We start from the raw sequence: 17,999 nt of genomic DNA, 5'->3' as shown, positions 1-17,999 counted from the left end.
AGGCCGGGGAAAAGCCCACCGCGTCCTTGAATTTGCGGAACGAGACTCTGTACGAGCGCGAGTCGGCGCTCCCGTACCAGTCTATTTTATAGTCTACCCCTATCGATCTTGCGACCAGCTCTGCAAGAGGCAGGATCTGGTAATTCTGACTGTCTGAGCCGACGTTAAAGATCTGGCCGTTGACTGCGTCTTCCGGCTGACCCAGCACGAGCTTGTACGCAGTGGCGGCATCCTTTACATGCACAAATGGCCTCCACTGTTTTCCATCACGCATGACAGGCATAAGGGGGCTTTTGTACAGGCCAAGCACCATGCCGTTTATCGCAAGGTCAAAGCGCATCCTGCCAGACAGCCCGTAGACCGTGGCGAACCTCAGCGCGGTGACTGTGAATCCTCTGTCGGCAAGTGGAAGCACTTCTTCCTCTGCCTTTCTGTTAGCCTTTGCATACGCCGTGAGGGGGTTGATGCTGGAAGTCTCGTCTAGCACCTCGTCCTGAAACCCGTAGATGCTGCAGCTTGACGCCAGCACGTACCTTTTTACCCCATGTTCCTTGCTCAACCTGGCAACCCGGGCCCTGCCCTTATGGTTTATCTCAAAAGTCTTGGAGGGATCAAGCTCGCCTGACGGGTCGTTCGACAGAGCGGCCAGGTCCATGACTGCGTCGACTCCTTTGAGGATAGCAGGGTCAAACCACCTGATATCATCCCTTACAAGCTCCAGATGGGGGTCGGTCAGCGCTTCCCCGAGCGACTCCTTGCCGAAAAAGAACCTGTCGAGGCACTTAACCTTGTGGCCTTCCTTCAACAGTTCCTTGATGAGCACCGAACCGATGTAGCCTGCGCCGCCTGTAACGAGAACCTGCATATATCTATCACTTACTTGTGTGGAGGGGCGTTCCAGTCGTAGGCCTTGCCTGTCCTCGGGTCCAGGATGGAAGGATCGTTCCATGGCCGCCTTTCTTCGTCAGGCGACTTGTAGTCGTAAAGGTTGTTAACAAAATACATTGTGAGTGACGGCTTGGCCCCGACGGTCTTTGTACCATGCCAGTAGTGGCCCGGCACCCTGGCTATCTGTAGCCTCTCCTCTCCAACTGTAATCTCTGCAAGCTTGCCGTACGTCTTTGAGTTGGGGTTGCCGTCAAAGGCGACGATCTTCATAGAGCCTTGCAGCACCATGAAATAGTCCACTTGTCCTCTTGCGTGGCGGTGCCAGGCCCGGATTATGCCGGGGTAGCTCTGGGACAGGTTTGCCTGTGATACCCACTGTTCGCCAAAGAGCTCAAGCCAGTCTCTCCGGCTCGCTTCGGCGAAAAAGCCCCGCTCGTCGATGTTCTTTTTTATGTCGAAGACCTGAATACCTTCAAGCTCGAACTTTTGTCCGGAAGGCTGCATCAGGTGCGGCTTTAATCCACGAACTATTAAGGTGTTTGGTCAACGTACGAGGCTACCGGCTGCGCGCGCAAGTTGGTTGATGACTGCTGTCATTTGCGTCGGAAAGATCACGTATGCCAGAGCAAGGAATGCAGGCGGGGCGGTCAGGGCAGCTACCGCCACGTGTACAGACCTATAGAATACACTTTTTGGTATATTCTCGAACCTGTGAGAGAGTAGCGCGCCCAGACCTATGGCAGCCACGACAACAAGGGGCACGAACCTGTAAGGCTGGCTGGAGATGTTTGTAAAACCTTCCAAAATATAGTATGACGCCAGCGTGCCGCCAAACAAAAACAACATGGATTGGCCATAGGTCGTCCTTTTCAACCCTAGCAGGAACAGCCCGCAGTAGACGGGAAGGAGAGATAGCCAGAACAGATATTCTGCTCCGAGATAGATGGGCAGAGTGGAGATCATCCCGGTCAGCAGGCCGGCGTTCGGGGAAAGAAGGACAATTTCCTCCCTGCCTGCAAATACTGCGGCAGCGCTAAGGGCAAAAAGCATGAGCCCATAAGGGACGGCAAGGGCGAGCTTGTCTCTGTGGGGCATTTCTGCCCTCCAGATGAAGAAGAGTACCATCGGTATATAGGCGGCAGTGAGGGGCTTGGAGAAAAGCGAGAGCACAAACGCAACTGGCGAAAAGTACCGCCCCCTTTTTGTGGTAAGCAGGTAGAGCGACAGCAGATAAAATGTGATCCAGGCATAATCGTATGTTGGAGATGTGTCAAAACGCAGGTAGAGCGGACTTTGCAACAACGCAAAAAACGCCACCAGACCGGCAAGCCTCCTTTTTGCCACCGACGCCGTAAACAGGTAAATCAGGACCAGCAAGGCGACGCCTGAAAGGAAGGGGATCACGCCTATATTGCCAAAGCCGTAGAGCGACAGATATAGCAGAAAATATTTGACAACCCGCAGGCTCGCCACGTGGCCTGAAAGCCCTTCCACAAAGCCCTCCGTGTTGCTGATTACGTTTTCGAGGTCTCCCTCTTCCTTCCCGTAAAAGTCGGAAGCAACATAGCCTGAATAGACGGCAAGCGCAGCCGCGATTATGGCGGAGGCCAGCCTTCTTGAAACCTCGTAGCAGAGTATGCGGCGTATCACGTCCGACAGGGCAGCCGGGAGCCATTTTTTCCAGTACAAGATCCCGACTGCAAGTATGGTCGCGCTGACAGCGAAGATTGGGTATGCCAGCTTGGAGCCGGCGAACGGATCAGACAGCCCGGGCAGGTGGACCGTTCCAGCAGGATCCTTGCGGACTTGCAGCTGGCCGTAGGCAGTCGGTGGAACAAGGATGAACGCGGCTGCCAGTGCCCCTGCAGCCAGGTACAGTAGGATGGTGGCATTTCTTCTTTTTTTGAGAGGCGGGCACCTCCCTCTATGAGCCAAGCAGGTTTGGCGACTCCATTTCTATTTGTGAGCGCATGACTGCAAGCGATTCGTCGACGTTGAGCAGCCTGTAACCCAGAGCGCTCTGGACTTTACTGCAATCAAGGCACGAGAGCGCAGGTCTCTTGGCGACCTGGGCAAACAATTTGCTTTCTACTGGCTGGACGGCATCAGCACGATAGCCCATCATGGAAGCCAACTTTCTTGTAAATTCATACCTGCTTGTGCAGGACGTGCCTGCCACATGATAGAGCTCGTTCTTGCCCACTGCTGTGCCTGCAACTTTGACGATCACAGCGGCAAGGACATCTGCCAGCGTAGGAGACGTGAACTGGTCGCGGACTATTTTTAGTTCTTCGGCCCTAGCCAGCTTTGATAACGCCCAGAGCGCAAAATTCATGGGCTTGCCAGAGCTGGATGTAGACCCCTGAGTTTCAAGCGGCGTCCACCCATATACCACGCTTGTCCGGATCACGCACCAGGATTGGCATGTCCTTGCAAAGGTTTCCCCCTCAAGCTTGCTCTTCGCATAGACACTCTCGGGGTTTGGCGGATCAGACTCTGTGTACGGAGCGCCCTTCCTGCCATCAAAAACAAAATCGGTCGAGATATGGACGAACCTTGCGCCAATGTTATCACAGTGTTCTGCCATCTCTTTTACCATTGCCGCGTTTATGTGATACGCTTCTTCAGGGTGTGATTCGCAATAATCGACATTGTGCAGCGCCGTAGTATTTACTACAACGTCGGGCTTCACTTCATGCATCAACTTGTTTAATTCGTCGGGTTTGGAAAGATCCAGTTTGAGGAGCAGGTCGTATGATGTAGACCTTGCGTTGTACGTGCCCTGCACATCGAACCTGGATTTTGCCAGTTGCATAACCTTATAGCCGGTCAGACCGCTTGCGCCGAGGACGAGCATCTTCTTCTTTTCCATGCTGATCGCCTAGAGCATTACCTGCGAACGCTCGCCCAAGAGAAACCTGTGGCCGCGCGGAGACATGGCATGCGCGTCCAGTATCTTGGAGCCGGCGCCTATTATGCTGTCAACCAGCCTGCCACTTGCTTCAATTTCGCAGCTGTCCATAATTATGCAGTTTTCAAGTTCCCCTTTTCTTATTACGACATTGTTTCCAATGCTTGTGTACGGACCAATGTAGACGCCGGCTTCGATTTTGCAGCCAGTGCCTACCACCGCTGGACCTCTTATTGTGGCCCCAGACGCGACTTTTGTGTTGCTGCCTATAGCCACTCTCCCCTGAATCGAGTTTTCAGAGTCTACCTGTCCATCTATTTGCCTTTTCACCTCGTCCAGCATAAACCTGTTGGCATCGAGGATGTCCTGTGGCGTTCCTGTATCTTTCCACCATCCGGTGACGTAATCATATTCGATTCGTTTGCCGTTGCGCATCAGGTTTTGGAGTGCTTCCGTTATCTCCAGCTCCCCTCTGCCGGAGGGCTTGAGCACGTCTATTATAGAAAATATATCAGGAGTAAGAAAGTATATCCCTATTACTGCAAGATTGGAATCGGCGTTTTTTGGCTTTTCAACTATCCTTTCAATCCTATCGTCTTTGACGGTGGCGATGCCAAACCGTGACGGATCATCAACTTCACATAACAGTATCAGGGCGTCTGCCGAAGAGGAATTAAACGTGGATGCATACTCTTTGATCCCGCCTTTTAGGATGTTGTCGCCCAGATATACGACAAACTTGTCATTGCCTACAAATTCCTTGCAAAGGTTGATCGCCTGAGCTATGCCGCCGGGCTTTTCCTGATAGATATAGGTTATCTTGGCACCAAATTTTGCCCCGTCACCGTAATACTCCTTTACCTTCTCTGGATAAACGTCTCCTATTATCATAGCAATATCTGTTATACCGGCCTCCACAAGGTCGTCCAGAGCATACTTTGACATGGGTTTATTTCCTATGGTCAAGAGCTGTTTTGGCCCCGTGTGGGTCAGAGGCCGAAGGCGCGTCCCGTGACCCCCGTGCAGTATCACTCCTTTCATTTTTTGTAAAAATCCACAATAACTATTAAAGTCTTACACAAGGCTCAATCTCATCGTCGCGCTGGTGAAATAATACCTCTATATATAAGGAGAAAGTCCTGCCGTGAGAACTGATGCATGCAGCGGATGGCATTGGTGTCGCCAGAATAACTTTAAGTATAGATTCTAGCTTACTCTTGAAGTCAATATTTGATTACCAGTGCGGACATTCTGAAAATAGATCAGACCTTTGTTCATAAAGCATATGAAAAGTGGCCCGAGCATTTCAAAAAAGCGTCAAGGATCAGCGCCAGTGCGGATCATGATTCAGATTATTACGATTCTCTGGTTTTTTGCGGAGTAGGGGGTTCAGGGACCAACTGCGACATACTGCAGGACATCGTCCATTATGGTAGCAGCATCCCTTCAGCGGTTGTAAAAGGGGGCCGTATCCCGCAATTTACAAACAAGCGAACGCTTGCCATAGTAAACAGCGTTTCGGGAAACACAAAGGAAACTATATCGATGATGAAGGCCTGCTCAAAGGCAGACGCAGAGACTGTATGTTTGTCCTCGGGCGGCCTCCTCAAAGAAGAGGCAGACAAGCTTGGTGCAAAGCATATCAACATACCCAATCTGTCGCTTCCCCGCGCCTCTCTCCCCTATTTGCTGATGCCCAGCATTAAATTGATAGGCCCGCTTTTGCACAAGTCGCCCAAGGCGGCCAGCCTCCACAAAAGTATCAGGGAAACAGCGAAAAGGGTTTCCATCTCCACACCGTATGAAAGTAATGTTTCCAAACAAGTTGCAGATTTTATGGAAGGAGGGTTAGCGTTTTGCTTTACATCCCCTTTCTTGATCTCTGCAGGAACGCGGTTCAAGAATTCACTTAATGAGAATTCCAAGCTGCACTGTATTAGAGAATCGGTCATGGAGGCATCACATAACGAGATAGTTCCGTTTACTTTTCACAACGATTTTGAATCAAAGGTTCTCCTGTTGAGATGGATCGCGGACCCGCCAGAAATCGTTGAGAGATTCGGGAGATTCAAGGCCCTGTTCAAGAGAATAAAGCAGCCTTTTATGGAGATTGTTGCTAACGAGAAAAGCCTCTTTGATGCGATTGTCTCGTCGATCTACATTTTGGATTATGCGAGCATCTACATGGCAGTCTCCCGAAAAATCGATCCGTCTCCGACGCCGGCCATAGATATAATCAAGAGCCTAGGCAGGTAATTGCATCAATTTCTTTAACTGCGTTTGAAGATCTGTTGTGGCTACGAATCCAAGTTCGCTCTTTGCCTTCGTGTCGGCATAGCTATGCAGGATTTCTCCGTCTACGGGATCCCTGTGGATTGGCGTAACATTCAGGCCCATGATGCGGATCATGGATGCCGCCAGGTCATTCACAGATACCGGTCTGCCAGTGCCTATGTTGTAGACGCCGGAGGTGGTCGAATCCATTGCAAGGATGATTGCCCCAACGATGTCCTCCACCGAGACGAAATCTCTTGTTTGCAAGCCGTCGCCAAAAATTATCGGGGGTTTTCCTTCGGCGAGCCGCTCTGCAAATTTGGCTATTACGCCTGCGTACTCTAGGCTTTGATTCTGCCCGTAGGCGTTGAAGAACCTTAGTATGGTTGCTTGGAGGATTTGCCGGGAATTTGTGTATGCCGACACCAACCCTTCACCAGCCATCTTGGTGGCCCCATACACCGATAACGGAGCTAAGGGCTGGTTCTCTGATATGGGCAGCCTGGTCTGACGACCATAGACCGCAGCCGACGAGGCAAAGATGAAATTCTTTATCCGGCCGCTGCACGCCTCCAGTAAGGCGAGCGTCCCGTCTACATTTACCCCAACAGTGCTCTCAGGCCGGACTATCGATTCGGCCACGCTGATCTTTGCGGCAAGATGTATGCAACAGTCCACCTTTTCTTTTTTAATTATTTCTGCGATTGCCTTTTTATCCCTGATATCCTGTTTGTAGAACGCCACCTTGCCGTCAAGTCTGCGCTTGTCCCCGCTGCTCAGATCGTCAATAACTATAATTTTATTTTCTGTGACCTGCAGGAGCCTATTTACCAGATGATGACCAATGAACCCTGCGCCCCCGGTCACGAGCACGTTACGCATAACCGAATGCCGCATTCAAGAGTAGAAAAACCTTTGCCAATTGTGCGTTAAAGGAAGGATAAGGACCAATGCCGCATTATTCTTAAGTGACAGCAACAAACGCAGCGGTATCAAAGCAGTTCCTATAACATTCCTACTGGCTGCTGCTATTATGTTAATAGTTATGGTGCTTATCGCCTATACGATAGAAAATGCGCAGGCCCAACTGACCGTCGAGGTCCGGAATTCAACTGGGCAGATATTATCAAGGGAGGTGACCAGCGATAAAATTCTGCCTAGATTGAGTTTCGCTCCGAATCTGCATCCGGCATATGGCACATGGACGTACGCTATTATTTTTTCAATTTGGTACTGGGTGCCATAGGAATGCTATACAGGAAAAGGATTTCATTTACAAGGTTTATCATCGAGCGCACCTCTAACTTTGAAGTTTCAAAAAAGATTACCTTTTTTACGCTTGCAGGAATGTTGCTGTTGTTTATCACCCTAAACTATGGCAGGTTGCTCCAAGAAGAGACGTTTCTCGACTACACAGGAAATGTAAAACCGGAAGCCGAAAACTATGAAGTAACCTCTCCGTTTGGAGGGGATGCTTATGAAGGGAACAGGATCCTATTACAAGTAAGGGCGTTTCTCAACCACCTATCCTTAAGGCTCTTCGGACTGATCACGATAATACCTTTTCTTGCCAGCTTGGTCCTCCTTATCCTGGTGTACCTTACTACTCTAGAGATCACGAGAAAGAGGTTTGCGGGGATTCTAGCTTTTGCGTTCCTTCTCCAGAGCCCTATTTTCGCATACTACTCTGCATCGCCCACTTACAACAATTATTGGGCTGTTTTCTTTTTGCTTTCACTCTACCTTGTGGTGAAGCGATCCGTGGTGTCTCCCGCAGCATTTTACCTGTCAATATCGTCAAAGTCCTTTGCAACGTTGTTTGCACCGTTCAATGCATTTTTTCTGGCAAGGTCTGATTCCTCGAGTCGCAGAAAAGTCACCCTTATCATCCCGTATGCAGCGTTCATTGCCATCATTGCAATCATAGTTGCAAGAGGCGGGATTGAAGGAGTGCGTCTAGCTGTGGATGGAGACGAATTTTGGGCGGGCATCAATTCTGTGCCAATCCTGCTGCAAAAAGAGGGCCTGTTTTTGGTCATTATTCTTCCAATTGTCATAGGTCTTTTTTTGGCGATGAGGAGAGGCGTGCGATTCGCCGATGCAGTATGCTTGTTGATAGGAGGAACATTCCTTACCTATGCCCTGCTGGAAGGCCTGACAAATGTTGCGAATTTGGACTACAGGATGGTTCCGCTGATAGTATCTGCAGGAATAGGTCTGGGCACTATCTTTTCTGATGATCGGGGCAGAAGTCCTCCAAGGACATGGGAAAACAGCATGTTTGCAGGCATCTTTATCTTTACATCGGTTTTCGCATTCATCACAGTAACGACATTCATCTTCCCGGTGCTCTATTCGGATCAGAATTTTAGATGACCCGGAAACTCTGTGCAACCAACTTGCTGTTGGTTACGGCGCTTGTTCTCATGGTATGTCTTCTGGTCTTTCTGCCGACTATCAGTACAGACGCGTATGCCCAGCTTGAAGCAAAGAAAACGCGTGCAAGATCCGATGTTGTCTTGTATCAGACGTTTGTTGATTTCCTCTACAACAACCTTGCCATCATTCTCGTGACTTCGTATTTACTGCTGTTTACAGTTGGTGTCCTGCATAGATGCCAAATGCTCCCGCACAGGCTGGAAAGGCTGATCTCCTTCGTTTTTTCATTCGAGCTGTCAAGGAAGCATGCGCTTGTAGTGGGCATACTGCTTCTTTCACTATACATAATACAGAGCAGCGCCGGAATACAACATGAAGAAAGTTTTGCAGATTATACATCAAGCGGTCTGAAAAACGATATTGAGAAGTTTGGAGTGTCTTACTTTAGCCCAGACCGCGTTGTAGGATTTTCAAGACTGGTCAAGTATACACTCCTGTCTTTATCTTTGCAGATATTTGGCAATGTCAGGATCGTTCCTTTTTTGGCTAGCACAGCGATGGTCGTCTTGACCTACCTCATAACAAAAGAGATCTCACGCAAGAGGTTTGCCGGAATAATTGCCATGGTCATGTTTGTGCAGAGCAGCACGTTTCGCGCCTATGACGATTCGGCTGCGTATGATAATTTCTCAACGCTATTTTATATGCTCTCGATATATGCCCTACTAAAAGCAAGGTGGTGGTACGCATCCCCCGTTCTGCAGCTTCTTGCCATCTTTTCAAAGGCAATATCAGCAGTTTTTATTCCGTTTTCCATGTTTTTTGCATACAGAACCCTCCCGCGTCCGAGTCTGCTGTCTGCCATCATATCGTATGGAATACTGTTTGGAATCTCGGTTGCAGCAGTCTTGGCAGGTGCTATCGAAGGCATAAGGCCGCAACTCGGCAACGAGACATTATCTAGGCTTTCGTATGCGCTTCCCAAGGATTGGCAGCTTGACGACCCGCTAGTTTTCACGTTCCTTCCTCCGGTAATAGCTGGACTTTTCCTCCTTGCCAGAAAGGGGCTGCGGCAGGCAGACGCCATCATGCTTCTCTTGGCAGGCATGCTCTGGATTTCCTTTCTGCTCACGGCTTTGACAGGCGTTACCAGCCAGTTATACAGACTCGTTCCGTTGATAGCATTCTTTGCGATTGGAGCGGGACTGATGTTTTCAAGGACTGATGGGCTTGCAAAAAGGGATAGAATTGAAACCCATCTGGCAATTTTGGCGTTCTCTCTTTTGATAGTGCTTGCAAACCTTAATTCGCTCTTTCTTCCATAATTGTTCAATAAAAAAGAGGATTTTTTATTGGTCTCTCTCGATGTTCCTAGCTGTTGCGCAAAGGAGTTAGTGGACACCAGGGACGGGTTGCAGTCCTGACCCAGGTGGACGGGTTGTCAGCATTTGTGCCGCTGACATGAGCCGCGCAAAGCTCGATGTGCGCCCGCTCATGCTGGATAGCTATGCGGCTGAAGGGTGCCAAAGCATAGCCCCGCTCGACATCTGAATTTCCATCTGCCATTCCATAATATTCTGATCCATATTTTTGCGAGATGTAAAGCTGGTAATCCAAGCTCTGCTTACTCCCATAAACAAATACTAGGGGATTGTCAGCATAGATCTGCCGCAAAAGAGGTAGAGTTACGGACTCTATGGAATGGATGTCCACACCACCCATGCAAACTATCATGGGGTCTGTGGATAGGTACGGCTCGTATCCGGTATTATTGTTGTAGTTCAGATCATGAGCAAGTGTGACCTGCATATTATCCGACATACAACCTTGGGCAATGATCAGGATCAGAGTTGTAACAAAGTAGTCCAATAGAAATCGGACGCAAAAAATGCCGATAACCTACAGGTTCAACCATAGAGAATATTTCTGTTAAAATCCTCTAGCAACTCTAGAATAGAGGGTAGAAAAATCAGAAAAATACGAGATGGCAAAATGCTTGGACGATCGAAATCCGGTATCGGTTTCAGATCCTATTGGCAAAGGGAAGAAAAAAGCAGGAGAAGCAGGATCCTGCGCCACAATGCACACGCGCACACTTTTCTACGCTTTTTCTTTGAGCGAATATAATGTTCTTTTGCCGACCTGCTTCTTGACAACATCGTCCCGGCTTTCTACCATCTTCCTTATGGCAGGCAAATAGTTTGGAACATAGGAAACGCCATCAAGGAGAGCAGACAGGGTCTTGGGGGTCACGGATGATAGCTTTTTGTTGACATTGTCCATGATCGCCTTTCTCTTGTCTTCACTCATGTGAACTACTTTGCCGGCGGTCGAGGGCAATGATGCAGACTTACTTTTTATTTTGCTCTTTTGCTGACGTTGCTTGGTTCTTCTTGACCGCCGTTGACCAATGACAGTAGAAACACCTTCTTCCTCCTTCTCTACTTCCCTTTTGCCCTTTTCCCTTATGGCAGCATCCAGCTGTCTTTTGAGCTCCTTGATCTCGTCAGGAGTGAATGTTATTTTATAACCGTCTTTTTCTATTTCTATAGAGAAAGATTTTGTAATCCTGACCATTATTACCATCAATCATCTCCCAGATTGTTATAAAAATATCAAGTTTGAATGGCTATGCAAAGTTGATAGAATTACTCATTCACATCGCATCCATAATCATATAACAGCAAAAATCAGCCATGAATAAACGCTATCGCAGCACGGTTACGCTTGTGGGCGCTCCTGTCCATCATCTCTTGGACTTTCTTTACCTGTGATATAGGAACGCCTAGTTGCTTTGCAGCATCTCTGACGGTTAGTTTCACGTCAACCAACAGATGCAATATAGGATCCAGCGTCTCGTACGTGATGCCGAGTTCTTCTTCCGCCAGATGGTCCTTCCATAGCTGAGGGCTGCTTTTCTTTTCCAATATGTTTGGGGGCAGTCCAAGAAATCTACCCAGCGCCCGGACTTGAATTTTATATAGATCTGCGATCGGCAGCAGGTCTGCGCCGCCGTCGCCAAATTTTGTGAAATATCCTATATACAATTCGCTCTTGTCGCTCGTCCCTACCACCAAGTTTTTTTTAGTATAGGCAAAATGGTAGAGGATGCTCATGCGGACGCGGGCGGCCAGGTTGCCTTCCGCTCTCTTGTCTGCAGGCAACACTTCCATGAATCTGTCAAGTATCGGTCTGATGTCTATTACTTTATGTTTGATGCCAAGCTCGTTTGCAAAGTCTGTGGCATCGTCAATATCTCTTTTAGGCGTGATGCTGCTTGGAAGGATCAGGCCACATACTCGGTCTTTTCCAAGAGACAGGGTACACAGCTTGGCAGCTACTGATGAATCAAGCCCTCCGCTCAGACCTATTACTACTCCCCTTGAAGAGGCGGCAGAAACATAGCCAGTGACAAACTTCCCTATGCCGCAGACCACCTTGCCAAAGTCCAAATCTATCAATCCGGAAAAGACGGTGGTCTCTTTATCTGAGGCATGAGTTGTCACCATGGTTTTATGCTGCGCCTTTATGGTTGCGTTCTAGGTATTAATGTTGTTTGAATAAAGAAGATGGCGGAAAAAATGACCGCTGCGTATCAGGATACATGTTCGAACTGCCATGTAGGCAGGATCTTCTGTGTGTAAAGCTTCCCTATAAAGACAAAAAGAGAGGAAGAGAGGGAAGGACGCATCCTTTTACGACAGGGTAATTGTCCAGGTTATGGTCAGCTGGTCGTTGTTTGCAAGGCTCACTGCCGTGAACGTGTTCTCGGCCATCATCGTTCCGCCAGAGGATGCAGTAAAGAGGCCTGCGCTCTGAACGTTGTTGACTGTGGCCGTTGCAGTGAACGTCCTTGTCACCGTGAATGTGTTCTGCCCGTTGGTGTGTGCGTATGTGCCCTGCGCCCTCTGCAGGCCGCTGCCCGTGATCTCGCCAGACAGAGTGGTATCGCCTGCTGCCGGGGTGATCGACGTGGACGACAGTGCGATAAAGTTAGCGCCGTTTGTACCAGGAGAGGTAGAGCCTATCTGGGCAGAGATAAAGTCCTTGCCTGCATTAGTGATGATGTTGTGATCCTCGTGCCTATAGATCTCTTTCCCGTCCCTGTTCACGGTGACAACCACGTAGCCATGCGGGCCGACGCCGTCGGTTGTTGCCTGCTGGGTACCGAGCAACGCAGTCCCTGGAGCGAGCATGCCTAGTAAAAGGGCGCCTATCGCCACGGGTACTGCAGTAAACAAGATACCCCTGTTCGTCTTTTCCATGCCAGCGTATAGATCACGCTATTATTTAAATCTATATTAAAATCTTCAAATACATACTAGAAGCTGTGAGGGCCTATATGGGCCGTTGCAGCGGGCGGTAGCCCAGCAGGGAGGTTCCTTGAGGCGGCCTCCATGCATGCCGCCGTCGCCAGCACGCACACCCGGCAGCTGTCCCAGCCGCCGGCCTTACCGTGAGTATCAGGATGGCTTTGATTTAAGTATGCGCATTGTGTGCGCCGCTACCGCACACCTCTACCGGCGTGCAGGCTGGTCTTATATCTAATGCTGGGAAACTTTAGAGCCCCATTCTATCTCTTTTCTTGATGCTTTGCCTAAAACGACAGAGTCTCTGTCTCGACATGGGGATGAGCCTCAAAAGACCTGGCGGGCGTTTTCCAGCAGCCACCTTGCGCTTTCCAGCTGCGCCCTTGCGCCGTCAAGGTGTCCGTTGCGGAGCTCCAGCGTCCCCTGGATCACTTTTTTGTTATTGTTATTATTGTTGTTATCGATGACGGCCTGCAGCACGCTTGCTACCGGTATCTCCCCTCCTGACGCTTTTCCAAGGGGCAGCGCCTCGCCGTCAATGGTCGTGCCCCTGGCGTCGCTGATGTGGAGCTGGACGAGCGCGTCGCCCAGCGTTTCGATGCACTCCTGCCAGCCCGGCGCCCGGCGGCCATTAGCCTGCCGGTCAAGATCCCCTATGCGGTTCCCCCTTCCGTATTTCAGGTAATTGGAATACAGCTGATAGTGCGCAAGGTCGAGCGTCGTGCCGCATTTCATGTCAGCGGTGAGGCGGGCCAGTTCTGCGGGATGGAAGGGCCCTATGTTACCAAAGGAGCCGCTGCTCTTCAGGCGCGGGTACGTGTTCTCTACCGCAAAGGTGTATGATGACGACCGCCTTGGCCGCGCATCGTCCCCTTTTTCTTTTGACCCAAAGAGCCTGGCAAACTCGGCGCCTGCTTTCTGAAGCATTTCGATCCTGCGCCCGTGCGTGGGTGGAAGCTGGGCAAGGGGCACATAGCTTGTCAGGTGAAAGACCACCACTGGCGGGGCCGCAAGAGCCACCTGGCGGCTCACCATCTCTGCTTCCCGGGCAGTCAGCTGGAGCGACTCTATAACCCGCTCTCGCTTCTTTTCGTCCTTCTCCCAGAGGTTGCAGCCGGGGGCAAGCACGGGCGCGTGGTAGGTGAGGTACTCCAGGTCGTTCCTTGCGCAAAAGCGCGAGACCATTTCGGCCCTCTCTGCGACGGACGTCCTGCGCATCACGCCGGCGACCTGGTGGACTTCGTGGCCCCTTATCCTGTAGCCCTGCTCGTCGCGGATCTTTTTTATGATGCCAGAGATGTTGTCAAACGCCGGCGGATCCTGCGTGGATTTCAGCTGCAGTATTATTATCTTCTTGTTCTTCCTTCTTGCCATCTGTGCCTCTCTCAGTTTTTGACCCCTATCACCTTGCTCGACCACGGGCAAAAAGTGCCTACCGTGCCGAGCCAGTAGTCTAGGTCTTCTTCCACCATGCTGGGCCTGCCGTCGCACAGCTCTATGGACACTTCTGCCATCCTCACCGAGCTTGGGACCAGGTGCCACGACCAGGGCTGGTTAAAGCCGCCGTCGCCCCTTGCCAGCCTGCCTGTTACGTGCATAGCAGTATTATTGTTACTGCCTCCCTTCAGGCTGTCGGTCATCTGCCTGATGGTCTCCTTGTCAGTCACGCGGACTGTAAATCGCTCGCCGCCGGCGACTTCGACTGTGAACGCCTTGTAAGTATTATTGCTGCTACCATCAGTGCTACTGCTAACAACATTCACGGTCTTGCGCAGCGCGTCGACGGTTGCCACTATGGTGTATGGCTCGCTGCCGTCGGCCATGTGCGCAAGCACCGCCGAGCCTGCAAAGCCTGCCACCGTGCCACTGGTCGCGTTCTTTAGCAGCGTGGTCACCACGTACGAGCGGCCGTCCACTTCGTGTATTGCCAGCCCCTTTGTGCCGTTGATTGCACCGGCGCTGCCAGTCACGTCATGGTACACCATCAGATCTATGGGCTTGGTGCTGGAAAACGTCAGGGTGCCAGAATAAACGTACCTGCCGTCCTGCGGGTACAGCAGGTATGCGGCCTGGTGCGACGAGTGCCCCTCTGCGTTGTGGGGCGACGACTGCACCACCAAGGTACCGATGATGCGCTTCTTGCCTATGCTTGGATGCTGCTGTTGCTGCTGCTCTTCTCCTCCTCCCCCCTGTTGCTGCGCGGGCTGCGCGGAGGCCAGCTGCTCTATTCTGGCAGAAATGTCTGTCAGGGCAGCAGGTATCTTGCCGGTGGCGGAGGCAAACGGGTCTACCCACGATACGGCGTGGCTCCTGCCACCATTGTTGCTACCGCTGCTGCCAAGCTCTACCCTCAAACTGTAAGAGAAATAGTCTGCCGCGCTGGAATTTGGCCTGAACTCCCGGGGCAGGTCAAAGAACCCGCTCTTTACTATCATGTCCCTGAGCGCGGCCTCTTCCTGCCGCGAAAGGGTGCGCTCTTTGTCTCCGGCTATGCTGTCCTTTACGGTCAGCCTCCTGTTGTCGCTCGAGTCGTACGTGATTTCTTTTTGCAGGCCGGCTATCCCTCCCGATTTTGCGTACTTGAACGCAAAGTTGCCGTTGCCGTCATTGCTGCTAATGCCGTCGCCCTGCGCCAAGGCTGCAGGGACAAAGCCTGCTGCTGCCACCGCCACAAGCGCAGCTGCCATGATAACTAATACCGCTGCCAGAGTCTTTTTCTTTGTTATCTGCAACGTGTTTTGCGTCGCGCCTGCTCTCTTTAATGATTTGCGGAGGTTGTTTGCAGTTGCCCCTTTTTGACTATCACATTAGCAACTGGCAGCAGAGGCAAGAACAAAGACAAGATATCAGGCATCATCTTTCCTGCCGCTGCTCTGGCGCTCTCTATACGTTGATGCCCGGGAACAGCAGAGGTGGGGGGTGAGAGATGCCTAGTTTAGTTTGCTGCGATTATCGCCCAGGTCGCAAGCGCGCCGTTGTAGCTTGTCTGCCGGCCAAACCGTTCATAGTACGCCGCCGCCCACATCACCTGGGTCCGCTCGTCTAGGTCTGCGTTGATCACGGGGTCAGACACGTTCCTTACAAACGCATAGCGCAGATGGGGCCCCAGCTCCTGGCAGACCATGGCAATCACCGCGTCGTCCATTTCGACTGCGCAGCCTATCTTGTCCAGCCTGTTGGCGGACGTTCCAAACTCGAAAAAGTCGGTGGTGATGATCGGGTGGTCTGTAAAGTGCGCTATGTGGGGCTTGTTCGGCGGGAGGGTTACGGGCCGGCCGTCAAACGGGACCCTCTTTGTCGGCGGCGCGTACGGGGGCTCCTGCAGAGGGATCATCAGCTTGGTAGCGTCCTTGAAGAGCCTCTTGTCCATGTTCCAGTTGCTGACGTACTTTTTGCCGTTAAAGTCGGCGTCCTCGAACTCGTCGCCGCACTTGAAGAGGGCCGACTGCGAAACCATCACGTCTCCAAGCTCGTCGTCCATCCCGACGCCTCCTGCAGTGCCTATCGACAGGATGTTTTTCGCCCCCGTCTCTTCGATCAGCTGGCGGGTGAGGGGGCGCAACGGCAGCTTGGGCCCGTCCTGGTTGAGGTGGAACTCGGATTTGAGGCACAGGACGCGCTTGCCGGCGACCTCCACCATGCAGTAGCTGCCTATGCGGCCGGCCCTCGCCGCCGGCCCGGTGCTCTTGAGGTCGGGGGCATACCTGGCGAAATTGTGCCTGTACAGGTGCCACCTCTCTGTCGGGAGGCTTGGGGCGAAGACCTCCTTGAGCGCCTTGTGCTCGTCCACGGTCCAGGTGATCACCAGCCAGTCTGCCTCTGGAAGCGGCTGGTCCGGCCCCGGCGCAGGGTCGAGCTTTGACAGGACCGGCTTGAGGTCTCTGTCCGGCCAGTCAACGACAGGGAGCAGCCTCTTTTTCTCGGCGGCGCGCAGGCCAGTGCGCAGGCCCAGAGGCGTGATGTCTATCGTATCGTCTAGATCGGATTCGATGATCTGCCTGGCGACTTGGCGGCGCAGAGTGAACAGCCGTTCTTTCCTTGCCCTTGAGGCACCGTTGGACATGTCTCCGTTAACAAATAGCTTTGATATAACATTTCTCTCTGTTGTTCTCCTCTAGAAATTACATTTGTCACGACCCGCTCCATCTTTCTTTTTATCTTCCATCATGCTCTTTTGCTGCTGATCGCGTGCAACAAAGTACAATGCAGCCACCCTCAACAACATGGCTCGGCATGTAATATAATCTGCAGATACAAAACATATAGCCAACCTACAGCCTTATCACCTTGCACACGTGTAATGTCATCAACAATAGCTGCTGGCCAGAACGTGGATACGTTCAATAGCAAATTGGCGACGGCGACGCCCAGCCAGCAGTTGGAAAACGAGCTGAACGAAGTCACTTATGCGGTAATCGATGTGCACGAAAGCGAAGGCCAAGGGGGCGCCGGCAATAGAGATGACGATGATAACAATAACAACGCCATCCACGAGCTGTCCTCGGCCATCAACGTCAGGCTGTCGCTTGAAGGCAACCAGCATTTCCCGTTCGTCGAGTTCGACAACTTTGACGGCCTCCACGAGGAAGAAAAGATATTCCTCTACGGCTCAAGCGGGTCTGGGAAATCAAGGGCGCTCTTTGAGCTGGTCAAGAAAGGGATCGGCAGGACGCGCAGGATCTTTGTCGTCAACCCCAGGAACAAGGTCGGCGTCGAGTCGGGGCGCATTCCCCTTCGAGAGCTACTCGGCAAGATCGGAAGCGACGACGTGATCGTGTGGGACAACTTTCCGGACGACCTCACGAGGAGGGACATGGCAAACGCGAAAAGGGTGCTCGAGCTTTTGAGCTCAAAAAGCGTCGGCAAGATGATAGTCGTCCTGAAGCCCAAGTACCTCGAGGTGTTCCGCGACCTTGCCAGCGACATACCCGAGTTCTTTGTGCTAGAGATCAACTATGACAAGGACCAGCTAAAGAGGATCATACAGCAGTACGGGATGAGCATCGCCCAGTTCAAAGACCTGTGGAAGCTGTACATTTCGTCCAACGTGGACAGGATATCCCGCACACTGTGGAGCAAAGAGCCGACGCCGCTCACCGTGTTTGACTATTACAACGAGCTGATGAGCAAGTGCAAGACGCCAACGTCGGCGTCGGCAGCAGCATCAGCTGCAAGTGGCAGTAGTAGCAGTACAAGCCTGGACGGCGTAAAGGAAGCCGAGGCCCTCCTCCGCAGCA

General features: G+C 51.5%; 17 protein-coding genes. 4 read left to right on the top strand and 13 right to left on the bottom strand.

Translation table 11 applies throughout. From position 1 onward, the window contains the following. From WKI84_RS06695 to WKI84_RS06675, 5 genes are all read right to left on the bottom strand, one after another. Positions 1-865: SDR family oxidoreductase (locus tag WKI84_RS06695; RefSeq protein WP_337862762.1), on the bottom strand; the 865-nt coding region annotated here is incomplete at its 3' end. A gap of 11 nt (positions 866-876) precedes the next feature. Beyond that, a complete protein-coding gene (locus WKI84_RS06690; protein WP_337862761.1) occupies positions 877-1,392 on the bottom strand; it encodes a dTDP-4-dehydrorhamnose 3,5-epimerase family protein in 516 nt (171 codons plus the stop codon). A gap of 39 nt (positions 1,393-1,431) precedes the next feature. After that, complete coding sequence (locus WKI84_RS06685; protein WP_337862760.1) at positions 1,432-2,823, bottom strand: hypothetical protein; 1,392 nt, start codon at positions 2,821-2,823, stop codon at positions 1,432-1,434. Further along, the gene (gene rfbD, locus WKI84_RS06680; RefSeq protein ID WP_337862759.1) at positions 2,813-3,760 is read right to left on the bottom strand and encodes a dTDP-4-dehydrorhamnose reductase; all 948 of its coding nucleotides are present in this window, start codon (positions 3,758-3,760) and stop codon (positions 2,813-2,815) included. Before rfbD ends, WKI84_RS06685 begins: the two co-directional genes overlap by 11 nt. A 9-nt stretch (positions 3,761-3,769) precedes the next feature. Further along, positions 3,770-4,840 (bottom strand): glucose-1-phosphate thymidylyltransferase, encoded by a 1,071-nt coding sequence (locus WKI84_RS06675; RefSeq protein WP_337862758.1) that lies wholly within the window; start codon positions 4,838-4,840, stop codon positions 3,770-3,772. Positions 4,841-5,029: 189 nt separating this feature from the next. Between WKI84_RS06675 and WKI84_RS06670 the strand changes: the two genes are divergently transcribed. Next, the gene (locus tag WKI84_RS06670) at positions 5,030-6,055 is read left to right on the top strand and encodes an SIS domain-containing protein (RefSeq protein ID WP_337862757.1); all 1,026 of its coding nucleotides are present in this window, start codon (positions 5,030-5,032) and stop codon (positions 6,053-6,055) included. On the opposite strand, the gene WKI84_RS06665 is transcribed toward WKI84_RS06670, so the two are convergent. Continuing rightward, a complete protein-coding gene (locus tag WKI84_RS06665; RefSeq protein ID WP_337862756.1) occupies positions 6,044-6,946 on the bottom strand; it encodes an NAD-dependent epimerase/dehydratase family protein in 903 nt (300 codons plus the stop codon). The genes WKI84_RS06670 and WKI84_RS06665 overlap by 12 nt on opposite strands. 354 nt (positions 6,947-7,300) lie before the next feature. On the opposite strand from WKI84_RS06665, the gene WKI84_RS06660 reads away from it, so the two are divergent. Together WKI84_RS06660 and WKI84_RS06655 are read left to right on the top strand one after the other, a co-directional pair. Further along, positions 7,301-8,449, top strand: coding sequence for a hypothetical protein (locus WKI84_RS06660; RefSeq protein ID WP_337862755.1), 1,149 nt, complete (start codon positions 7,301-7,303; stop codon positions 8,447-8,449). A 29-nt stretch (positions 8,450-8,478) separates the two neighbouring features. Further along, complete coding sequence (locus tag WKI84_RS06655; protein WP_337862754.1) at positions 8,479-9,777, top strand: hypothetical protein; 1,299 nt, start codon at positions 8,479-8,481, stop codon at positions 9,775-9,777. 46 nt (positions 9,778-9,823) lie between these two features. Here the strand turns inward: WKI84_RS06655 and WKI84_RS06650 are convergent, their stop codons facing one another. The 7 genes from WKI84_RS06650 to WKI84_RS06620 all read right to left on the bottom strand — a co-directional run bounded on the left by WKI84_RS06650 (position 9,824) and on the right by WKI84_RS06620 (position 16,825). Then, positions 9,824-10,321 (bottom strand): hypothetical protein, encoded by a 498-nt coding sequence (locus WKI84_RS06650; protein WP_337862753.1) that lies wholly within the window; start codon positions 10,319-10,321, stop codon positions 9,824-9,826. Positions 10,322-10,552: 231 nt separating this feature from the next. Continuing rightward, complete coding sequence (locus WKI84_RS06645) at positions 10,553-11,038, bottom strand: hypothetical protein (protein ID WP_337862752.1); 486 nt, start codon at positions 11,036-11,038, stop codon at positions 10,553-10,555. A gap of 104 nt (positions 11,039-11,142) precedes the next feature. After that, complete coding sequence (locus tag WKI84_RS06640) at positions 11,143-11,961, bottom strand: NAD+ synthase (protein WP_337862751.1); 819 nt, start codon at positions 11,959-11,961, stop codon at positions 11,143-11,145. 186 nt (positions 11,962-12,147) lie between these two features. Next, the gene (locus WKI84_RS06635; protein WP_337862750.1) at positions 12,148-12,627 is read right to left on the bottom strand and encodes a hypothetical protein; all 480 of its coding nucleotides are present in this window, start codon (positions 12,625-12,627) and stop codon (positions 12,148-12,150) included. 462 nt (positions 12,628-13,089) lie between these two features. Beyond that, positions 13,090-14,136 carry a hypothetical protein gene (locus tag WKI84_RS06630; protein WP_337862749.1) on the bottom strand — a complete coding sequence of 349 codons (1,047 nt, stop codon included), beginning with the start codon at positions 14,134-14,136 and terminating at the stop codon, positions 13,090-13,092. A gap of 11 nt (positions 14,137-14,147) precedes the next feature. Continuing rightward, positions 14,148-15,449 carry a hypothetical protein gene (locus WKI84_RS06625; RefSeq protein WP_337862748.1) on the bottom strand — a complete coding sequence of 434 codons (1,302 nt, stop codon included), beginning with the start codon at positions 15,447-15,449 and terminating at the stop codon, positions 14,148-14,150. Positions 15,450-15,697: 248 nt separating this feature from the next. Next, on the bottom strand, positions 15,698-16,825 hold the full coding sequence (locus tag WKI84_RS06620; protein ID WP_337862747.1) for a hypothetical protein: 1,128 nt from the start codon (positions 16,823-16,825) through the stop codon (positions 15,698-15,700). A gap of 288 nt (positions 16,826-17,113) precedes the next feature. Here WKI84_RS06620 and WKI84_RS06615 point away from each other — a divergent pair. Beyond that, on the top strand, positions 17,114-17,999 hold an 886-nt coding region (locus tag WKI84_RS06615), incomplete at its 3' end, for a hypothetical protein (protein WP_337862746.1).

It is taken from the genome of Nitrososphaera sp., assembly GCF_037447015.1.
Lineage (GTDB): Archaea > Thermoproteota > Nitrososphaeria > Nitrososphaerales > Nitrososphaeraceae > Nitrososphaera.
This window is presented reverse-complemented; position numbering and strand designations above follow the sequence as displayed.

What these genes read in the sequence shown, in the direction of transcription:
- rfbD (WP_337862759.1), bottom strand. Translation starts at nt 3,760, where the DNA reads ATGGAAAAGAAGAAGATGCTCGTCCTCGGCGCAAGCGGTCTGACCGGC.
- WKI84_RS06620 (WP_337862747.1), bottom strand. Translation starts at nt 16,825, where the DNA reads ATGTCCAACGGTGCCTCAAGGGCAAGGAAAGAACGGCTGTTCACTCTG.
- WKI84_RS06630 (WP_337862749.1), bottom strand. Translation starts at nt 14,136, where the DNA reads ATGGCAAGAAGGAAGAACAAGAAGATAATAATACTGCAGCTGAAATCC.
- WKI84_RS06625 (WP_337862748.1), bottom strand. Translation starts at nt 15,449, where the DNA reads ATGGCAGCTGCGCTTGTGGCGGTGGCAGCAGCAGGCTTTGTCCCTGCA.
- WKI84_RS06640 (WP_337862751.1), bottom strand. Translation starts at nt 11,961, where the DNA reads ATGGTGACAACTCATGCCTCAGATAAAGAGACCACCGTCTTTTCCGGA.
- WKI84_RS06675 (WP_337862758.1), bottom strand. Translation starts at nt 4,840, where the DNA reads ATGAAAGGAGTGATACTGCACGGGGGTCACGGGACGCGCCTTCGGCCT.
- WKI84_RS06690 (WP_337862761.1), bottom strand. Translation starts at nt 1,392, where the DNA reads ATGCAGCCTTCCGGACAAAAGTTCGAGCTTGAAGGTATTCAGGTCTTC.
- WKI84_RS06645 (WP_337862752.1), bottom strand. Translation starts at nt 11,038, where the DNA reads ATGGTAATAATGGTCAGGATTACAAAATCTTTCTCTATAGAAATAGAA.